Here is an 18,486-nt window from a genome sequence, read left to right on the forward strand (position 1 = left end):
GGGGGGGGGGTGGGGGGGGGGGGGGGGGGGGGGGGGGGGGGGGGCGGCCGCGGGGGGGGGGGGGGTGGTTGTTTTGGGGGGGGGGGGGGGGGGGGGGGGGCGCCCCCCCCCCCCCCCCGACCCTCGTGCGCGGCCCCGCGTGGGACCAGGCCGAGGCCGTCACCCACGAGGGTGCCCGTGCGGCCCGCGGCCGCCAGGCCGGTCGCCGCCCGGGAGGTGCGGCTTGTCAGTGCTGCCAGGGTCATACAGCGCGCGGCCGCTGGGCAGGGAGTTTCAGCCCGCACCCTGGCTGCGCCGACGACCGGCTCCGGCCGCGATCATCAGGACGCCGATGGCCGCACCGGCGATCGGGAGGACATCGGAGGACGTGGCACGGTCGGCCATGCCGCCGCCGCCGGCCGCCACACCGCCGCCGCCGACGCCCACACCGACGCCGGCGCCAGCGACGACGCCGACACCAGCCACGCAGTCCCTGTCCTTGTCCCTGTCCTTGTCCTTGTCGTCCCAGTTGAACCAGTCGCCGTCCTTGTCGTCCTTGTCGCCAAGGTTGTCGGCCTGGGCCTTCCTGTCGCCGTCGGCCTTGTCGCCAAGGCCCCTGTCGTCCCTGTCGTCCTTGCCGTCGACGCCGTCCCTGCCATCCTTGCCGTGGTCATCCTTGCCGTGGTCATCCTTGCCGTGGTCATCCTTGCCGTGGTCATCCTTGTTCTTGTCACCAAAGATGTCCCAGTCGTCTTTGTCGTCCTTGCCGTCCCTCGAGGCGCAGTTGTCCCTCCCGCCGTGGGAATCCTTGTCGTCAAACGCGTGGGCGGTGCCTGCACCCCCCAGAGTGAAGGCGATGCTCGCCGCACCCGAGATCGCGAGCGCGGCGGCACGGCGACCCATACCCTTCGTCATTCGGTCCCCTCTCTCACTGACGGTGATCGATTCATCACTGCGAGTGACACCATAGCGACTGCCTGTAGGGATGCGCGCCAACCGCACCGGGCGTGGTGCGGCCGGTTCCGGCACCAAACACCGTGGTGGGAGTGCCGCCGCGTGAGCGGATGCCAGACCTTGGCCCGATTCGTGCACCGAACGGAAAGCCACCGCCGCCGAGCGCGTCCCGGTCACCCATTGTTGCCACCTTGCTCGCTAGAGTGACGCTCGGTCAGGGGTCGACCGCGGCGCGATTCCGATCGCGGCCGTCATCCGGTCCCGGCCAGCACGGCCCGGGTGACGGGGCCGGGTGACGGGGCCGGGTAACGGGGTCCGACCAGCCGGATCCTGCTGTCCGGGCCCATCAGCACGGCCTGGCGGGAGAGGCCCGGCCAGCCCGGAGCCCGACCAGCGCGGAACCCCGGCAGGAACAAGCCGTAGCCCGCGCGGCGGTGGCGAGGACAGGGGTGCGAGGTGGAAAGAACAGTGCTCCGCGGCTGCGACCGCGGCCATGAGGGACCCGCCGGACGCGGCGACACCTGTGCCTGCGGCTGCGGCAGCCGAAGTATCGTCAGGCGCGCGCACGAATTCGACCTCCCCCGCGGTATGGGGGGGACCGACGCGCAGAGCACCGGCGCCGGCTCCGGTCACGCGGGCGCCGTCGATACCGACGCTCTCTCAGTGAGCGCCGCAGCGAGCACTGGGGCGAGCGCCGAAGCGAAGGCCGGGGCGAGCACTGGGGCAAAGGCCGGGGTGAGCGCCGGGACAGGAGCCGTCGTCCGGCAGGCGACCGCGACCCGCGCGAGGACCGTCCCCACGAAGACGACTGGTCCGAATGCCCTGGACACGAACGCCTTCGACCCCAAGGCCATCGGCGCGAATGCGAGGGCCGTTGCCGCGGGAATCGTCGGCCCGGCGGCCCATCGCTTCGGGGGCGTTCAGGTATATCGGCGGCGGCTGTCAGCGTGGCACGGGCTGCTGCTGATCGGCCTCGTGCTCGTGCTGGCAAGCGGATTCCGGCTGGCCGAACCGGCCTTCGACGCCCTGCGCGGCGATTCCCGCACGGATGCGGCGAACGAACTGCCACCGATTCCCGCTCCGCCTCCGCCGGTCCCGTTCGCGCCCGCCGTCGCACCCAGCGCCGCCGCCCGACCAGCGGTGACCATCAACGATCCCACGCGGCTACAGATCCCGCGGTTGAGCGTCAACGCGCCGATTGTCCATCTCGGCCAGAACCGGGACGGCACGATCGCGGTGCCAACCGCCTGGGGGGACGTGGGCTGGTTTGACCGCGGGCCGGCGCCCGGCGGAATCGGGCCGTCGGTGCTCGTCGGGCACTACGACTCCACGACCGGTCCGGCGGCGTTCTACCGCCTGAACCTGCTGGTCCCCGGTGACCGGGTGGTGGTTGTCGGGGCGTCGGGGGCCAGCCAGGCCTTCGTCGTCGACCGCTCCGAGGAGGTGACCAAGGCGACGTTCCCGGCCCAACGGGTCTACGGTCCGGTAACCCGTCCCGAACTACGGCTGATCACCTGCGGCGGCGCCTTCGACTTCCACACCCACCACTACCTGAGCAACCTGGTCGTCTACGCCCACGCCGACACAGGCCCCGCCGCGCTGCCCCCGCCAGCCCCGCCGGCCCCGCCAGCGGGAACAGCGGGAACAGCGGGAGTGAGCATCGCCGGCGGGCCCGCCGCGGCCTCGAGCGGCCCATCCTCTGTACCTCCGTCCCAGCCCCGCGCAGAGGACCCGCTCCGCCCATGATCGCCACTCCGCGCCGCGGGTGACCAAGCAAGATCCGCCTATCCAGGTCGCCGTGGGGGGATATATCGGACACGACACGCCCACAACGACCTATTTGGATCTTGCCCGCCGAGCTTCCGTCACGGAGCGCGATATTTCGGCCCGGCGGACGGCCCACAGCCGACGGCAGACGGCAGACGGGTGGGACACGAACGCGGAGACGGAACCGGGGAGTCAGCTGGGGCGGCGGCGGTCACCGCGCTCGCGCACGCGAACCGAGATGGAGATCGGGGAGCCGGCGAAACCGAAGTCCTCCCGCAGGCGGCGTTCGAGGAACCGGCGGTAAGTGGGCTCCAGGAAGCCTGTGGTGAAGACGACGAACCGCGGCGGACGCACCCCGGCCTGGGTGGCGAAAAGGACCTTGGGCACCCGACCGCCACGCGCCGGCGGCGGGGTTGCGCCCACCACCTCACCGAGCCAGGTGTTGAGCCGCCCGGTCGGGATCCGGGTCCCCCACGATTCGAGGGCCGTACGCAGGGCGGGGGCGAGCCGGTCGGTGGCACGGCCGGTGCGGGCGGAGACGTTCACCCGCGGCGCCCAGGCGACCCGGCCGAGATCGCGCACGACCTCCCGTTCCAGCGTCAGCCGGCGGTCCTCGTCGACCAGGTCCCACTTGTTGAACGCCAGCACGAGGGCGCGGCCGGCGTCGACGACCATCGAGATGACCCGCTGGTCCTGCTCGGTGAGCGGCTCGCCGCCGTCGAGCAGGACGATCGCCACCTCGGCGGCCTCGAGCGCGGAGGCGGTACGCAGCGAGGAGTAGTACTCGGCGCCGGACGCCTCGCGCACCCGGCGGCGCAGACCGGCGGTGTCGATGAACATCCACTCCTCGCCGCCGACGGTGACGAGCTCGTCGACCGGGTCGCGGGTGGTTCCGGCGACGTCGTGCACGAGGGCTCGCCGACTGCCGGCGATCTTGTTGAGCAGGCTGGACTTGCCGACGTTGGGCCGCCCGATCAGCGCGACCCGGCGCGGGCCGGTGGTCTCAGCGAACACCTCGCGGGGCGCCTCGGGCAGCACGGCGAGCACGGCGTCGAGCAGATCGCCGCTGCCCCGGCCGTGCAGCGCGGACACCGGATGCGGCTCGCCGAGGCCGAGACCCCACAACGCCGCCGCGTCCGCCTCGAACCGGTTGTCGTCGACCTTGTTCGCGACGAGGATGACGGGCAGACCGCTGCGGTGCAGCACCCGGGCGACGGCCTCGTCGGCGTCGGTCGCGCCAGTGGTGACGTCGACGATGAACAGCACCGCGTCCGCGGTGTCCAGGGCCGCGCGGGCCTGCTCCGAGACCTGGGCGGCGAGCCCGGAGGCGTCCGGTTCCCAGCCGCCGGTGTCGACCAGGGTGAACCGCCGGCCGTTCCACGTCGCGTCGTAGGCGATCCGGTCGCGGGTGACGCCGGGGACGTCCTCCACGACGGCGGCGCGGCGGCCGAGGATCCGGTTGACCAGCGTCGACTTACCGACGTTCGGCCGGCCGACCACGGCCACCACCGGCTGCCCGAGGGGCGATCCGGCGAACCCGCCCGCGTCGCCCAGGTCGGCGTCCTCGACATCACCTGGCGCGATGCCGTCCCACTCGAGGTCGTCCAGTTCGTGTGTCACTGCCATCGTCTCGTCACTGGCATCGCTGCCATACCTGTCGTCGGGTCCGGTGATCGCGATCGATCACACGGTGGTGCGCGGTGGCCGCGGGCCAGGGCGCCGCCGATCGCCGCGGCGCTGCCCACGATGACCGGGCCACGCCGCGGAGGGCCGTCCGGCGGCGGCATCGACGATGCCCCAGCGGCGTGCCGTGGATCAGGCGGCGCGGGCGGCCTCGAGATGCTCGAGCAGACGGACCCGGATGTCCTCGGCGACGGCGGCGAGCGCCCGGCGCGAGCGTGGGTTTGCCGGCACCTCCACCTCGAACGGCTTTCCGAACACAACGCGCACCTGCACCGAACGCCGCGGCCAGCGCGCGCCCTTCGGCAGCGCCGCTCCGGTGTTGATGCAGGCAACGGGCTGCACCCGGCAGCGGCCGTGCACCGCCAGGTAGGCGATGCCATGCTGGACGGCAGCCATTTCCCCGCTGCCGCGGGTGCCCTCGGGAAAGACTCCGACCGCGCCGCCGCGAGACAGCTCGTCGAGCGCGGTGTGCAGAGCATCCCGGTCGGCCCGGCCGCGATCGATCGGGATCTGCCCGCTGATCAGCAGCAGCCGGCCGACGATCCGAGTGTACATCTCGGACTTCACCAGACAGCGTACGGTGCGTGGCGCCTCGATCACGACAAGCGGGCCGTCCAGCCAGCTGCTGTGATTGCCCGCGAAGATCAACGGCTCGTCGTGCGGGACGTTCTCCACGCCTTCGAGCGTGACCCGCATGACCAGGCGGTTGAGCACCGCGCGGACCCCGGGCTTGAGCACCCGGTGCGGCAGGTCGTTGTAGACCGGCGACGCGGCCCCCCGATGCGCTGGCGCCCTCGGAGCGGCCGGCGGGCCACCGGGCATGGGCTCGGGGGCGGGGGCGGGGGCGGGTGCGGTCATCGGGCTAGGTGGGTCGGCTGGCCCACACCGGTCGGCGCAGGGCAGTGGCGCAGGACCTCCTCGACCACCTCGGGGACGCCCATCGCCGTCGAGTCGAGCACGATCGCGCCGTCCGGGATCGCCAGCGGGTCGGCGGCGCGGGTCGAGTCGAGGACGTCACGGCGGTCGAGCTCGGCCAGGGTACGGGCGACGTCGTCCATCCCCTTCTCGCCCAGCTGACGCGACCGGCGCAGCGCACGGACCTCGGTCGACGCGGTGAGGAACACCTTGATCAACGCGTCCGGCGCGACGACGGACCCGATGTCACGGCCTTCCACGACGATGCCGCCGCCGGGGCCGGCGGCCTCGATGATCTGGCGCTGCTGGGCGACCAGGCGGGTACGCACCGCGGGCACGGCGGCAATGGCGCTGACCGCGTTGGTGACCGCGCGGGTGCGGATCTCCTCGTCGACCCGGGTACCGTCGACGGCGATCGTCGGCGCGTCCGGATCCACCCCGGCTGTGATCACCGCCCGCTCGGCGAGCTCGCTGACGGCGACCGCGTCCTCGATGTCGATGCGCTGCTCCAGCGCCAGCTGGGTGAGCGCCCGGTACATCGCGCCGGTATCGAGGTAACGCAGGCCGAGGCGGCGCGCGAGCTCACGGGCCACAGTGCTCTTGCCCGACCCGCCAGGGCCGTCGACCGCGACGACCAGCCCCGACGCGACCACCTCCCGCGAGCCCTCGGCGGACAGCCGGTTGCCGGGCAGCCCGTCTGGGTCACCGCCACGCCGGACGCCGCGCGATGCGGCCGTTCCTGGCGCCTCTCCCTGCGCCCCGCCGTCGGCGATCTCGCCAGTGGACAACGCAGACCCGTGCTCGGGCTCCACCCGATTCCTCCGTCCCGGACGCGTACGAGTCATCGGGCCGCGCACCACGCGGGTGGCCAGGGGCCTGCGGCAACCACCGCCTGTCCCCCAGCTGCCCTGGGCACCGCCCGTCGGCCACCTGTGTCTGTCGACCGAGACGTGACACCGTCCGTCACGTGCGACCCGGATCAGGCTACTCGGTGCCGCGTCACGATCGTCGGTATGCCGTCCATCCGGTGGCCGTCAGCCGGTCGACGACCTCGTCGGCGAGCGCCGGGTCCACGGCGAGCTCGACGATGCCGGCCGGAGCATCCAGGCTGTGCTCGAACGGACCCACATCCTCGATGTTCACCTCCCAGGCGCTGATCAGGCCGACGATCGCGGCGAGCTGGCCGGGACGGTCGTCGAGCACCACACCGACCCAGCCCCACTCCCGCACGGCGGCACCGGCCTTACGCGGCAGCCGCGCCCGGCCCGAGTGCCCGTCGCGCATCAGCCCGGTGACCGCGGAGGTAACCCCGGTGGGGACCCCCGCGTCGAGGATGTCGGCGAGCGCGGTGAGGCGGGTGCCGAGCTCGCGCACGCGGCGTGCGATCGGTTCCCGGTTGCCCTCGATGATGCCGGCCCACAGCGACGCGTCGCTGTCGGCGAGCCGGGTGGTGTCGCGGAAACCCTGGCCGGCCAGCGGAACGTCACGCGCCGACAGCCGCGTCAGCGTGCCCGCCAGCACACTCGCCACAAGCTGTGGCACGTGGGAGACCGTCGCCATCGCCTCGTCATGGCGGTCGGGTGTCGTGCGCACCGGCGTCGCGCCGCAGGCCAGCGCGAGGGCCACGGTGGCGTGCAGGGCCGCCGGCGCGGTCCCCGGCAACGGGCAGACCGCCCAGACCCGTTCGGCGAACAGGTCGGGGCGCGCTGAGACGGCGCCGTGCCGTTCCCGTCCGGCGATGGGATGCGCGGGGCACCAGATCGAGAGGTCGGCAGGCGAGCGGTCGGCACCGAGCCGCTCGACCTCGACCCATGGACGGGTCTTCACGCTGCCGGCGTCGCTGACCGAGTCGGCCAGCCCCGCGAGCACCAGCGCCCGGACCTCGCGGGCGATGGTCGGCAGGGGGGTGGCGACGACGGCATGGTCGACCCGCTCCCCCTCCCAGCGCCGCCCGGCGCCCATCTTCTCGGCGATCGTGACCTGAGCGTCGTCGGCATCGCGCAGCAGCACCTCGACGCCCTGCGCGGACAGCGCGAGTCCGATGCTGGTGCCGATCAGCCCCGCGCCGACGATCCCGACCCGCCGCAATGTCGGCAGCTGTGCCGGATCCCACCCCGCCGACCCGGCTTCGAACGCCGCGTCATCCGCAGGCGCCGGCCCGCCCGCGGCGGCCGTCGGGCCGGCGCTCACAGGCCTACGTCGCGGTAGAGCGCGCCGACCTCGCCTCTGGTGAGGTGGCGGGCCCGTCCGGCGCGCAGCGTCCCGAGGTTGACCGGGCCCATCTGGGTACGCACCAGCCGGTGCACCGGGTGACCGACGGCGGCGAGCATCCGGCGCACGATGCGCTTGCGACCCTCGTGCACGATGACCTCGAGCATCACCCGGCCGGAGGCGTTGTCGAGAATCCGCACCGAGTCGGCGCGAGCCAGGCCGTCATCCAGCTCGACGCCACCCTGCAGCCGGCGCGGTACCTCACGGCGCAACGGCCCGGACACTTCCACGAGGTAGGTCTTGGCGACCTCGTAGGACGGATGGGTCAGCCGGTGGGCGAGATCGCCGTCGTTGGTGACCAGCAGCAGTCCCTCGCTGTCAATGTCGAGCCGACCGACGTGGAACAACCCGCCGCCGAACTCGGTGAGCAGATCGGCGATGATCGGCCGGCCGCGGTCGTCCGACATCGCGGTGATCACCCCGAGCGGCTTGTTCAGCGCCAGGTGGACGAGCCCGGCGCGGGTGACGATCCGCACACCATCGACCTCGATGACGGCCGTCTCCGGGTCGACCCGCCGGCCCTGCTCCCGCACGACCGCGCCGTCGACGCGGACCCGCCCCTCGTCGATCAGCTCCTCGCTGGCCCTCCGCGAGCCCACTCCGGCCGCGGCCAGCACCTTCTGTAGCCGGATGCCCTCCTGCTCCGACTCGCCCCGCGGCCGATCGTCCTGACGGGGCCGATCATCCTGGCGCGGACGGTCGCCCGCACCGTGGCCGTCCCGGCGGGCCCGATCGTCCCGGTAGGCAGGCCGGTCGCGATCGTCCCGGCGAGCAGGGCCACCGCGGCGGGCGGGATCGTCCCGCCGAGCGGGGCCGTCCCGCCGAGCGGGATCGTCGCGGCGAACATCGTCCCGGCGAGCAGGGCCGGCCCGACGGGCAGAGTCACCTCGGTACGCAGAGTCACTTCGGTTGGCGGCGCCGTCCCGGCGAGTGGGGTCATCTCGACGAACAGGGCCACCCCGACCAACGGAGTCACCTCGGCGAACAGGGTCATTCCGGCGAACAGGGTCATTCCGGCGAGCAGAGTCATCCCGGCGAACAAAGTCACCCCGGCCAGCAAAGTCACCCCGGCCAGCGGAGTCACCCCGGCGGGCAGGGCCGTCCCGTCGGGTGCTGTCACCCCGGTACGCGGCGCCGTTCTGGCGAGCGGCGTCGCCTCGGCGGCGGGGATCATCCTGGCGAGCGCGGAACTCGCCACGCGGACGGTCATCCCGACGCGCTGGGTCACCTGCGCGGGGCGCATCCTCCCGGCGTGGGCGGGCATCGCCACGCGGACGGTCATCGCGGCGGGGGCCAGCGTCGCCACGCGGACGGTCGCCCCTGGCTCGATCATCCCGATCACGGTCGTCGCCACGTCGAGGGTTCCCGGACGGGCGGGAGTCGGCGCGGGCACGGCCAGTGGCACGTCCCCGTGCGTTCTCGTCCCGGCCCGCCGCCGGTGGACGCGACGCGCGCGTGGGACGGGACCCGGTCGGCTGCCGAGGACGATCGGCAGCGGTCACGGTGCCGCTGTCGCGGGCGCCGTGCCGGTCTCGATGGGGAGCCGGGCGGTCACGGTGGGAAGCCCGGTGTTCACGGTGGGAGCCAGGCTGTTCAGGGTGAGACAAAGTCATCCAGATCGTCGAGTCCTGGCAGCAGGGGGGCCAGCGGTGGCAGCTCCTCGAGGCTGCGCAGGCCCATCCGTTCCAGGAAGTAGTCGGTCGTGCCGTAAAGGATCGCACCCGTCTCCGGGTCGTTGCCCACTTCCTCGACCAGCCTACGGGCGGTGAGGGTGCGAATGACGCCGTCGGCGGACACCCCGCGCACCGCGGAGATCCGCCCACGGCTGACCGGCTGCTGGTAGGCGACGACCGCGAGGGTCTCCAGCGCCGCCTGGCTCAGGCGCGCCGACTGGCCCGCGAGCACGAAATCCTCGACCCAGGGCGCGCACTCGTCGGCGGTGTAGAACCGCCAGCCGGCGCCGACGTGACGCAGCCGGAATCCGCGCCCATCCCGGACGTACGCCTCGGCGAGCTCGGGCAGGAGTCGTTCGATCTCCCGGGCGGACCCGCCGAGCCCGGTGGCAAGCTCCGCGACGCCGATCGGCCGCTCGGCGACCATGAGCACCGCCTCCAGCAGCGCGGCCAACGGCGGCCGCTGCGCCGAACGCTGGGCCGGGGCCGCTGGCCGGGAAGTGTCCGAGGCCACGGATGCGATGAGTGGCACGGCGTCGACTGACGACACGGCACTGTCCGACGACACGGCACTGTCCGACGACAGGACATCGTCCGACGGCATGCCACCGTGCGTACCGTCCGGCGGGTGGGGCCGGCTCACAATGCCTCCTGGCGCGCGAGGCCCTGGGGATCCGGGTGCGCGTCGTCGCCGCCGTACGCGGCGTCGTCCCCGTACAGGCCTCGACCGATGGCGTGCAGATCGCCGGCCGTGTCGTCGGTGGTGGTCCAGCGCACGATCAGCTCCCCCAGGGGAACCTCCTGGTCGAACGACACCCTGCCCTCGCGGAACAGCTCCAGTAGGGCGAGGAAGCGCGCCACCACCTCGATGGTCTGACGGCAGCCGGCGCACAGGGTGCGAAAGTCCGCGGTGCCGAGCTCACGCAGCAGCCCGATGATAGCGATCATGTGTTCGCGGACGCTGACCCGCGGCAGGTGGACATGGTCGGTGGCGACCAGCGGGGGCAGCGGTGGCTCCCGCAGCCGGGCGGCCAGGGCGGCGAGTTCGGTCGGCCCGATGCCGATCTGCACCTCTGGCAGGGCGTCGGCGTAACGGGCCTCCAACGGCACGGCGCGGGGAAGGTAGCGGGACTCCAGGGCCATCAGTCCGGTGAACAGGGCCGACGCCTCCTTGTACGCCCGGTACTGCAGCAGCCGGGCGAACAGCAGGTCGCGGGCCTCGAGCAGAGCGAAGTCCTCCGACTCGTCCTCGGACAGCGCGCCGGGAAGCAGCCGTGCGGCCTTCAGGTCGAGCAGGGTCGCCGCGATGACGAGGAACTCGGTGGCCTGGCCGAGGTCGAACTGGTCGCCGAGGCGGCGGATGTGCGCGACGAAGTCGTCGGTGACCTGGGCCAGCGCCACCTCGGTCACGTCCAGGCGGTGCTTGGCGATGAGCGAGAGCAACAGATCGAACGGTCCGCTGAAATTGGCGAGCTCGACGACGAACGGCTCGGTGCGCCCGCCACGGGCCGTCATCGCCGCTATGGACCCGGCCGTCGCGGACCCGGCCGTCGCGGATTTCCGGGATCCCGCCGACCCACCCAATCCCGCGGATGTGCCGGCCACGTCGCCAGCCTGCGCGGCGATTCCGGAGCGGGTCATGCCGCAACGCTACGCCCCACCTCCCCGGACATGATCGACCGCTCGGGGCCGAGCCGTCAGAACAGGCTCAGTACAGGTTCAGGCCGATGAGCGAGCCAAGGCCGCGTAGCAGCGGGCCGATGAGCTGGCCGACGACGGACGGAAAGCCGAGGAACAGAACCGGCAGCAACAGCAGCGCGAGCAGGATGACCAGGCCGATGTTGCCCTCGGTAAGCCGGTAGTGGGTGTTGCGCCACCCGGGGCTGGTGCCGCCGAGCAGGAAAACCAGCCGCCCGCCGTCCGTCGGTGGGACGGGGATCAGGCTGATGATGAACATCGATCCGAACGTCACGGCAAGCCAGAGCGTGAACTCGGCGGCGAATCCGTTCACCAGAGTCACCTTGGCCACCCGGTCGCCGGACTGAATCTCCGCCTGGTCGCCGAGCTGCCCGAACAGGGCCAGCGAGCCGAGCGCGAGCAGCAGGTAGGCAAGCGGGCCAGCGAGGATGGCACCCGCCACGTGGAAGCGGCGACGGCGCCACACATCGTTCATCGGCACCGATTCGGACCAGCCATGCCCGACGATGAACACGGCCAGGCCGCTGAACGGGGTCAGCCGCGTCTTGACGCCGGTGGTGAGCCGCCCGGCCCGCATCGGGGTCGGGTCCCGCACGAGGCGGGCGGCGAGTACCTGGGCGGCGTCATGGACGAACACGCCGACGACGAAGGCAACGGCAATGCCGAGCAGAATCGCCGGTTCGGCGAGATGGAACAGCACGCTGCCACCTTTTCACGTACGCCCCGCCGGGTACTCCCGCCCACCCCGCCGGGGCCGCCGATGAGGGCCCGCGCCGAGGGCAGGCGGGAGTCAACCGAGCGCGGGCGGGACTCAGCCGACGGCAGGCTGGGTGTGGTGGCGGACCATCACCTCGCGGGCCAGCCTGCGGTAGCCGGCCGCGCCGACCGAGGTCGGGGCGTAGGTGGTGATCGGTTCGCCGGCCACCGTCGTCTCCGGGAAGCGCACCGTCCGGTTGATCACCGTGTGGAACACCTCGTCGGGGAAGCGCTCGACGACCCGGGCGAGCACCTCGCGGGCGTGCAGGGTGCGTGCGTCGTACATGGTGGCGAGGATCCCCGCGAGCTCGAGGCGGGAGTTGAGCCGCTCACGGACCTTGTCGATGGTCTGCAGCAGCAGCGCCACCCCACGCAGCGCGAAGTACTCGCATTCCAGCGGCACGATGACGGCGTCGGCGGCGGTCAGTGCGTTGACGGTGAGCAGGCCAAGCGAGGGCTGGCAGTCGACGAGGATGATGTCGTACTCGTCGAGGATCGGCGCGAGCGCGCGGGCCAGGGAGTGCTCCCGGCCGACCTCGGTGACCAGCAGCACCTCGGCCGCGGACAGGTCGATGTTGCTCGGCAGCAGGTCGAGCCGGTCGACCTGGGTCTCGACGATGACCTCCCGGACGTCGTTCGTGCCACCGAGCAGCAGGTCGTGCACGGTCAGCTCGAACTGCATCGGGTTGATGCCCAGGCCGACCGAGAGCGCGCCCTGCGGGTCGAAGTCGACAAGCAGCACGCGGCGGCCGTACTCGGCGAGCGCCGCGCCGAGATTGATGGTGCTGGTGGTCTTGCCGACCCCACCCTTCTGGTTACACATGGCCACGATCCAGGCGGGACCGTGCGAGGTGAGCGGCGCGGGCACCGGAAAGGACGGCAGCGGGCGGCCGGTCGGGCCGGGCTCGCCGACCCCCGCGTCGACGCTCTCGCCGCCGGTGTCATGCTGCGCGTCCCCGGACAGCCGGGGATCACCGACAGTCACCTCGCCATAGGAGCGGCGGGTCGGCGGATTGACGGGGGGGGCGTCGGCGGAAGGGACCACGGAGGGGTTGCTCCTTCTACAAAGAGCAGAAACGGACCGGTAGGAGCGTACCGACCCGGACCCGTTCTCGGCGTTCCCGGGTGGCCACAAAGCGGCGTGTCGCGTGATGGGAGGCGTGTGCGCGTTGCCACGACCGCGTCCGGCGGGACCGGAATCGGGTACCGGTTGTCACCAATTGGATGCGATCTGACCTGCGTCTCCCGATGTCACCGCCCGTGAGCACTGCCGCCGGGCCGGCCCCACGCCGGCTCCATCCCGCCCCGCCGACGGGCCTCGCGGCCTTCCACTGTTCGACCTTCGGGCCGCCCACGCCCGCACCGTTGGTGCTCCCGGCGCCCGCACCATCGGTGCTCCGACTGGCGCCCCGCCCGCGCCCGGCAGGATCGGAGTGGGCCGCGGGCGTCCCCCGCCCGCGATCGGGCCGACCGCGTCGACGCCCACGAGGCGTGACATCCCACCGGAACCAGACTCACCATGGACACAGCGGAGCTACCCCGAACGGGGGCCGTTGACCTGCGCTGGCCCGGTGGGGAGGCGTGTCGGTGCCGTGGGAGCACATGAGGCGAAGACGCGCCGGATACGGTCGGGCCACGGGGATCGTCACCGCCCGGCCCAGGACGGCCGGGCGCACCGTGGGCCGTCCTGGGTGGCGGGCGGATCCAGGTCCGGAGTCAGAGTACGGGGTGGGGAGCAGACGGCATGACCGGCAGTGCGAGTCTCCGGGTGGACCGGGTCATCACCCGGGGTGAGTTCACTCTGGACGGCCAGACGTTCATGGTCGACAACAATGTCTGGCTGGTCGGCAACGATCAGGAGGTCATGATCATTGACGCGGCGCACGACCCATCCGTGATCGCGGCCGCGGTCGGCGCCCGCACGGTCACCGGAATCGTCGCCACCCACGGCCACAACGACCACATCAACGCCGCTGCTGAGCTCGCCGACCTGGTCCGCGCCCCGATCGCGCTGCATCCGGCCGACGCCGAGCTCTGGCGGATGGTCTACCCGCACCGGGCTCCGGACCGGGCGCTCGCCGACGGACAGCACCTGGGCCTGCCCGGGGGCGGCACTCTGCAGGTGTTGCACACCCCCGGCCACTCCCCCGGCGGCATCTGCCTCTACGGCCCGCTCGGCGGCAACTCCGTGCTGTTCAGCGGCGACACGCTGTTCCGGGGTGGCCCGGGTGCCACCGGCCGGTCGTTCTCCGACTTCCCAACCATCCTGACCTCGATCCGCACCCGCCTGCTCATCCTGCCCAGCGCGACGATCGTCCACACCGGCCACGGCGACGACACCACCATCGGCGAGGAGGCTGTCGACGCCGACGACTGGGCCCGCCGCGGTCACTGACGACGGACGCTCGTCCGCCAGGCGACGGCAGACGCTCGTCCGCCGGGCGTCAGAGTCTGCCGGCGGTGTGATGGCGGTCGTGGTGGGTGGCGTGCGGCCCGCGGGCCGCCCACAGCGGCGCGGCGAGGAGCACCAGGCCGACGGCGACCCCGACCTGCAGGACGTGGCGGATCCAGTCGACCCCGCCGGTGTTGCGCACCCCGAACGCGCTGGCGAGGACGTTGCCGACGAGTGCGCCCACGATGCCGATCACGACGGTGAGCCAGAGCGGGAGATCCTGTCGCCCCCGCACGATCAGACGAGCCAGGATGCCGATCACAACGCCGGCAAGGATGATCCAGATGACTTGGAACATCATGCACCCTCCAGGTGGAGTTCCTTGCTCCGTTTCTCTCCGCCGCGCCTCGTGCACAAACCCGCAGGTCGATCCCGCTGCCCCGCCCGTCGCACCGGCCCGTCGATCCCGCTGTCCCACCCCGTCGGTCCCGATTGGCCGGTCCGTGGCCCGGGCGGCCCGTCAGGGACTCGAACGTCCCGGGAGGCTGTCGGGGTCGATGGCCAGCAGGTTGACGGACGTGATGCCCGTGGCGGTCGTGCCGTCGACGTGGACGCGGAAGTAGCCGTGCAGCCGGTAGTAACCCTGGACCTTCTCGAAGGTGGCGCCGCCCGCGGCCAGGTCGCGCAGGCGGTAGGTGGTGCCGGTACAGCCCAGGGAGGGATCGGGCCCCGGGGCCTGGCCGAAGCCAAGGCCGTCGCAGGAGTCGTAGACGGTGAAGTTCGGCACCGTGTCGCCGCCGAGGTCCGGGCCGGCGAAGAAGGCCTGGCTGTTGCCGGCCGTCGGCGCGAACAGGTCCAGCAGGACGACCTCGGCCTCACGGTCGGCGACGAAGGCGACGAACGCCTGACCGGACGCGAGCTGCCCGATGGCCCCGCGGTACGCCGGCACGTGGTCCAGGGCCGGCAGCGGCGCGTCGGTCGGCGACGATCCGTTCACCGACGTCGCGCCGCTCACCGTCGTCGAGCCGCTCGCCAGCGCGGCACCCTTGGCCGCCGGTCCACTCAGGCGCGTCCCGACCCGCGGGTACGGCACGGAGCCCGCCATGCCCGGGGAGACCTCGCGGACCACCGGCGTAGGCCGGGAGCCGCCCGGACCGGTCGTGCCCTTGCCGTCGGAGTCGCCGGACGCGTGGGCGGCGCCGAGCGCTGTCAGCGCCGCGACCGCGGCTGCCAACGCCGCGAGCATGGCGTTACGCCGGGACGAACGCCTGCGCGGTTCGGTCGAGGACGGCACGCCGCCCGCGCGATCCGCCGGCCACGGCGCGTCCCCGCCCATGCCCCCCGCCGGCCCGCCCTCGAAGCCGGCCTGCGCGAGCGCCGCCGACGCCGGCGTCTGGTCCGACACCGCCCGTGCGGCCTCGTGCGTTGACGCGCGGCCGGGCTCCCGTGCCCAGGCCGGATCCACCACGTCGATGTCCTCGAGATCTCGCGCCTCGACGTCGTCGTCCGTCGACCCCACCAGCGAGGTCGACCCGGGCGCCGGCGAGATGCTGGGCAGCCAGCCCCCGGCGCCCGCCGCCTCCATCGCCGGGTAGCCCGCCGACACGGCCTCGCCGGCCGACCCGCCCTCGGGCACCGACAGAGCCTCGCCCACCGACGCCGCCCCGCCTACCGACGCCGAGTGGCCTCTTGACGCCGAGTGGCCTACTGACGCTGCGACGCCCACCGACGCTGCCTCGCCTACTGACGCTGCCTCGCCCACCGGAACCGCGTCGACCACCGCCGGCCCGTCGCCGCCGGACCTGGACCGGTGTGCGGCGTCCGGATGCTCCGCGCCCTCCCAGGCCGCCTGGACGGACGCACCGGCCACCACCGCGGGGTGCGGCGGGTCGGCCGGCCGGTCGGTGCCGCGCCGCTGACCGGGGACGCGACCCCGTCGGGTCTTCTTCCCGACCGCCTGCCCGTCCCGCGAGGCTTCCTCGCCCCGTGGGGCGTCACTGTCGCGTGCGGCATCACCCTCGGGAGCCGTGCCGTGGACATCGAGTGCCTCGCCGCCCGGGGGAGCCTCGTCAGCCCGGTCGCCATTCCCGTCCCGGGCAGCGGCGCGGTTCACCGACCCGCCGAGGGTGTGCCACGGACTGAGCCCCTGGGGATCGAGCAGGCCGGCGACATCCGCCGGTGTCCCGGCGCCAGCCCCGGCGCCGACGTCCGCGTTCACACCGCCGTCAGGTCCGCCGCTGTCCGACCCGACAGGCTGACCGCTGCCGCCCTCGGCGTCGACGCCCACCTGGCGGGCGGCGGCCAGGGCCGCGTCACGGCCGGCGGGCGAGCGGCGGCCAGGTCGGCCGCGACGTCCGGCGTTGGTGCGCCAACCGGCCGGCGAGCCCGTCACCCCGGGCGCGACCGGTGCCGGCGGAGCCGGTGGCGCGCCGAGGCCCGTCGACCCGGCGCCGATTCCGGTTCCCGCCCCGAGCACCTGGTCCGTCCGGTTCCGGCCAAAGGCGCCTGGCTGTGCCGGTTCGCCGTCCGGCGGGGTGTATCCACCTGGGCCCCAGGCCCGCAGCCGGCGGGCCGCGCGCGCGACCGGTCGTCCGGCCTCCGGCGCCTGCCGACCAGGCGTGTCCATGCTGACCGACGGGCGCGGCATCGGCAGGCCCACCAGCGTCTGGCTGTCGTGGAAGTCGAGGTCACGCATGCCGTCGCCCTGCGCCGAACCGCCCGTGCCGGAACCGGAGAATCCGGAATAGCCGGCCGAGCCTGACCCGGGAGCGCGGGCCGCGACGGCCAGGAGCTCCGCGGGATCGACGGAGGGGATGTCCCAGGCCTCGTCCAGCAGGCGGCGGGTGGCGGCAGCCGGGTCGTCGGTGCGTCCGATCAGTTCGCGCAGCAGGGCGGCGGCGGGGGGCCGGGCCGATGGGTCCTTCGCCAGCGCCGAGCGCACGACCTTGCGCAGCCGGCCGGGGACGTCCCCGGTGTCGGCCTCGCTGTGCACGACCCGGTAGAGCAGCGCGTCGGCCCGACCCGTGCCGAACGGCGGGCGTCCGGTGGCCGCGTACAGGACGGTGAGCCCCCAGGCGAACACGTCCGCGGCGGGACCGATCTCGCCGTGCCCGGTGACCTGCTCGGGGGCCATGTAGCCGGGGCTGCCGAGCAGGACGCCGGTGCGGGTGGCGGCGGTGGCGTCGACGGCGGCGGCGATCCCGAAGTCGATCACCTTGGGTCCGTCGCCACTGAGGATGACGTTTCCGGGCTTGAGATCACGGTGGACGATGCCGGCGCCGTGGATCGCGGTCAGCGCCTCGGCCAGACCCGCAGCCAGGGCGACGACGACCGGGGTGTCCATCGCGCCCTTGGTCGCGATCGCCTCGGCCAGGCTCTGGCCGCCGATGAGCTCGGTGGCCATCCACGGGTCGTCGGCGTCCGGGTCGGCGTCGACGAGCCGGGCGGTGCAGGCACCGCCGACCGCGCGGGCGGCCTCGATCTCGCGGCGGAACCGGGAGCGGAACTCCGGGTCGGCGGCGAAATCCGACCGGATGACCTTGATGGCCACCGCCTGCCCGGTACCTTCGTCCGACCCGAGGTAGACCACGCCCATGCCGCCGGAACCAAGCCGCGCCTTCAGCGCGAACCGGGCGACCCGCTGGGGATCACCCGCGCGCAGCGGCCTCGGCGGCACGTCGCCCACCTCCCGTCGTCCTGTGCACGAACCCGGCCGGCCGGCCCGGTGACGGCGCCGGTCGCGGGCCGAAGGTCCCCTGCCGGTTCACCCTGCCGTGCCTGTACGCCGCGGCCCGGCCGCACGGCCGGGGCCGAGCATCCTGGGGCCGTGCTTCGCCGTGGCCGCGCAGCCCACCGTGCCCCCGCAACCTGTGGTGCGGATGTGACCCCGGCCTACACTGCTTGTGCGGTGCACGCCGACGCACGGGACGAGCCCTTACCGGAGAAGGCATGGTGGGCGGCCAGGTGCACCGCACGTGGGCGCGGGGAACGCGGGACCGCGGGTACCGGCGCAGTCGCCGGCCACGGGGGGCGGATGACCCCAATGGACGGATCGGTTCGCAGCGGCGTCACAAATTGGACTGTACCGATGGAACCGCAGCTACCCGGCCATTCGGCTCCCGGCGGCCACACCTATCGGTTACCCCAACCGGCTACTGGTCGCGGTGATCTGGGGGCCGTTCTGCACAAACGCGATGAGAAGGTGTCAGAAATGCCGGCGGCGACGTCCGTGGACGCCGCCGCCGAAGTGCCTGTGTACTCAGTTCGAACGAGGATCCCGGCGGTTCTTCACCAGAATGAACCGTTCCACGAACTCGCCCTGCTCACGGTCCGGCCCGGCCGCCCGCTGTATCGGCACCGCCACCCGCGGCAGCCCCCGCACCGCTCCCGGAGCCGATC

Annotated in this window: 16 protein-coding genes; 2 read left to right on the plus strand and 14 right to left on the minus strand. The window is 73.1% G+C overall.

The window, feature by feature from the left end; genetic code table 11:
• On the minus strand, positions 1-245 hold a 245-nt coding region (locus MXD95_RS01285; protein WP_250638635.1), incomplete at its 3' end, for a hypothetical protein.
• A gap of 28 nt (positions 246-273) precedes the next feature.
• Positions 274-882 carry a hypothetical protein gene (locus MXD95_RS01290; protein WP_250638636.1) on the minus strand — a complete coding sequence of 203 codons (609 nt, stop codon included), beginning with the start codon at positions 880-882 and terminating at the stop codon, positions 274-276.
• 714 nt (positions 883-1,596) lie between these two features.
• Here MXD95_RS01290 and MXD95_RS01295 point away from each other — a divergent pair.
• Positions 1,597-2,679 carry a class F sortase gene (locus MXD95_RS01295; RefSeq protein WP_250638637.1) on the plus strand — a complete coding sequence of 361 codons (1,083 nt, stop codon included), beginning with the start codon at positions 1,597-1,599 and terminating at the stop codon, positions 2,677-2,679.
• Between the two features lie 213 nt (positions 2,680-2,892).
• Here MXD95_RS01295 and der read toward each other — a convergent pair whose 3' ends face one another.
• From der to MXD95_RS01345, 10 genes are all read right to left on the minus strand, one after another.
• Complete coding sequence (der, locus tag MXD95_RS01300; protein ID WP_250638800.1) at positions 2,893-4,254, minus strand: ribosome biogenesis GTPase Der; 1,362 nt, start codon at positions 4,252-4,254, stop codon at positions 2,893-2,895.
• Between the two features lie 261 nt (positions 4,255-4,515).
• Positions 4,516-5,241 (minus strand): lysophospholipid acyltransferase family protein, encoded by a 726-nt coding sequence (locus tag MXD95_RS01305; protein ID WP_250638638.1) that lies wholly within the window; start codon positions 5,239-5,241, stop codon positions 4,516-4,518.
• Positions 5,238-5,990, minus strand: a complete 753-nt coding sequence (cmk, locus tag MXD95_RS01310; RefSeq protein WP_250638801.1) for a (d)CMP kinase — start codon at positions 5,988-5,990, stop codon at positions 5,238-5,240. The genes MXD95_RS01305 and cmk overlap by 4 nt, the downstream gene beginning before the upstream one ends.
• A gap of 307 nt (positions 5,991-6,297) precedes the next feature.
• Positions 6,298-7,488, minus strand: coding sequence for a prephenate dehydrogenase/arogenate dehydrogenase family protein (locus MXD95_RS01315; protein WP_374121934.1), 1,191 nt, complete (start codon positions 7,486-7,488; stop codon positions 6,298-6,300).
• On the minus strand, positions 7,485-8,201 hold the full coding sequence (locus tag MXD95_RS01320; RefSeq protein WP_250638803.1) for a pseudouridine synthase: 717 nt from the start codon (positions 8,199-8,201) through the stop codon (positions 7,485-7,487). Before MXD95_RS01320 ends, MXD95_RS01315 begins: the two co-directional genes overlap by 4 nt.
• A complete protein-coding gene (locus tag MXD95_RS01325; protein ID WP_250638825.1) occupies positions 8,138-8,974 on the minus strand; it encodes a hypothetical protein in 837 nt (278 codons plus the stop codon). The genes MXD95_RS01320 and MXD95_RS01325 overlap by 64 nt, the downstream gene beginning before the upstream one ends.
• 188 nt (positions 8,975-9,162) lie before the next feature.
• The gene (gene scpB, locus MXD95_RS01330; RefSeq protein ID WP_250638639.1) at positions 9,163-9,846 is read right to left on the minus strand and encodes an SMC-Scp complex subunit ScpB; all 684 of its coding nucleotides are present in this window, start codon (positions 9,844-9,846) and stop codon (positions 9,163-9,165) included.
• A 35-nt stretch (positions 9,847-9,881) separates the two neighbouring features.
• A complete protein-coding gene (locus tag MXD95_RS01335) occupies positions 9,882-10,883 on the minus strand; it encodes a segregation and condensation protein A (RefSeq protein ID WP_374121935.1) in 1,002 nt (333 codons plus the stop codon).
• A gap of 67 nt (positions 10,884-10,950) precedes the next feature.
• A complete protein-coding gene (locus tag MXD95_RS01340) occupies positions 10,951-11,640 on the minus strand; it encodes a zinc metalloprotease (protein WP_250638640.1) in 690 nt (229 codons plus the stop codon).
• Between the two features lie 111 nt (positions 11,641-11,751).
• Complete coding sequence (locus MXD95_RS01345; RefSeq protein WP_250638641.1) at positions 11,752-12,741, minus strand: ParA family protein; 990 nt, start codon at positions 12,739-12,741, stop codon at positions 11,752-11,754.
• A 699-nt stretch (positions 12,742-13,440) separates the two neighbouring features.
• Here MXD95_RS01345 and MXD95_RS01350 point away from each other — a divergent pair.
• A complete protein-coding gene (locus MXD95_RS01350) occupies positions 13,441-14,091 on the plus strand; it encodes an MBL fold metallo-hydrolase (RefSeq protein WP_250638642.1) in 651 nt (216 codons plus the stop codon).
• Positions 14,092-14,140: 49 nt separating this feature from the next.
• Here MXD95_RS01350 and MXD95_RS01355 read toward each other — a convergent pair whose 3' ends face one another.
• Positions 14,141-14,446, minus strand: a complete 306-nt coding sequence (locus MXD95_RS01355) for a GlsB/YeaQ/YmgE family stress response membrane protein (protein ID WP_250638643.1) — start codon at positions 14,444-14,446, stop codon at positions 14,141-14,143.
• Positions 14,447-14,608: 162 nt separating this feature from the next.
• On the minus strand, positions 14,609-17,764 hold the full coding sequence (locus tag MXD95_RS01360; protein WP_250638644.1) for a serine/threonine-protein kinase: 3,156 nt from the start codon (positions 17,762-17,764) through the stop codon (positions 14,609-14,611).
• Positions 17,765-18,486 lie beyond the last annotated feature (722 nt).

This window comes from Frankia sp. AiPa1 (assembly GCF_023243075.1).
GTDB lineage: Bacteria > Actinomycetota > Actinomycetes > Frankiales > Frankiaceae > Frankia.

Bases quoted from the DNA above. Each gene is read 5' to 3' on its own strand.
- MXD95_RS01290 (WP_250638636.1), bottom strand. From the start codon at position 882: ATGGGTCGCCGTGCCGCCGCGCTCGCGATCTCGGGTGCGGCGAGCATC.
- MXD95_RS01305 (WP_250638638.1), bottom strand. From the start codon at position 5,241: ATGACCGCACCCGCCCCCGCCCCCGCCCCCGAGCCCATGCCCGGTGGC.
- scpB (WP_250638639.1), bottom strand. From the start codon at position 9,846: ATGCCGTCGGACGATGTCCTGTCGTCGGACAGTGCCGTGTCGTCGGAC.
- MXD95_RS01335 (WP_374121935.1), bottom strand. From the start codon at position 10,883: ATGACCCGCTCCGGAATCGCCGCGCAGGCTGGCGACGTGGCCGGCACA.
- MXD95_RS01350 (WP_250638642.1), top strand. From the start codon at position 13,441: ATGACCGGCAGTGCGAGTCTCCGGGTGGACCGGGTCATCACCCGGGGT.
- MXD95_RS01355 (WP_250638643.1), bottom strand. From the start codon at position 14,446: ATGTTCCAAGTCATCTGGATCATCCTTGCCGGCGTTGTGATCGGCATC.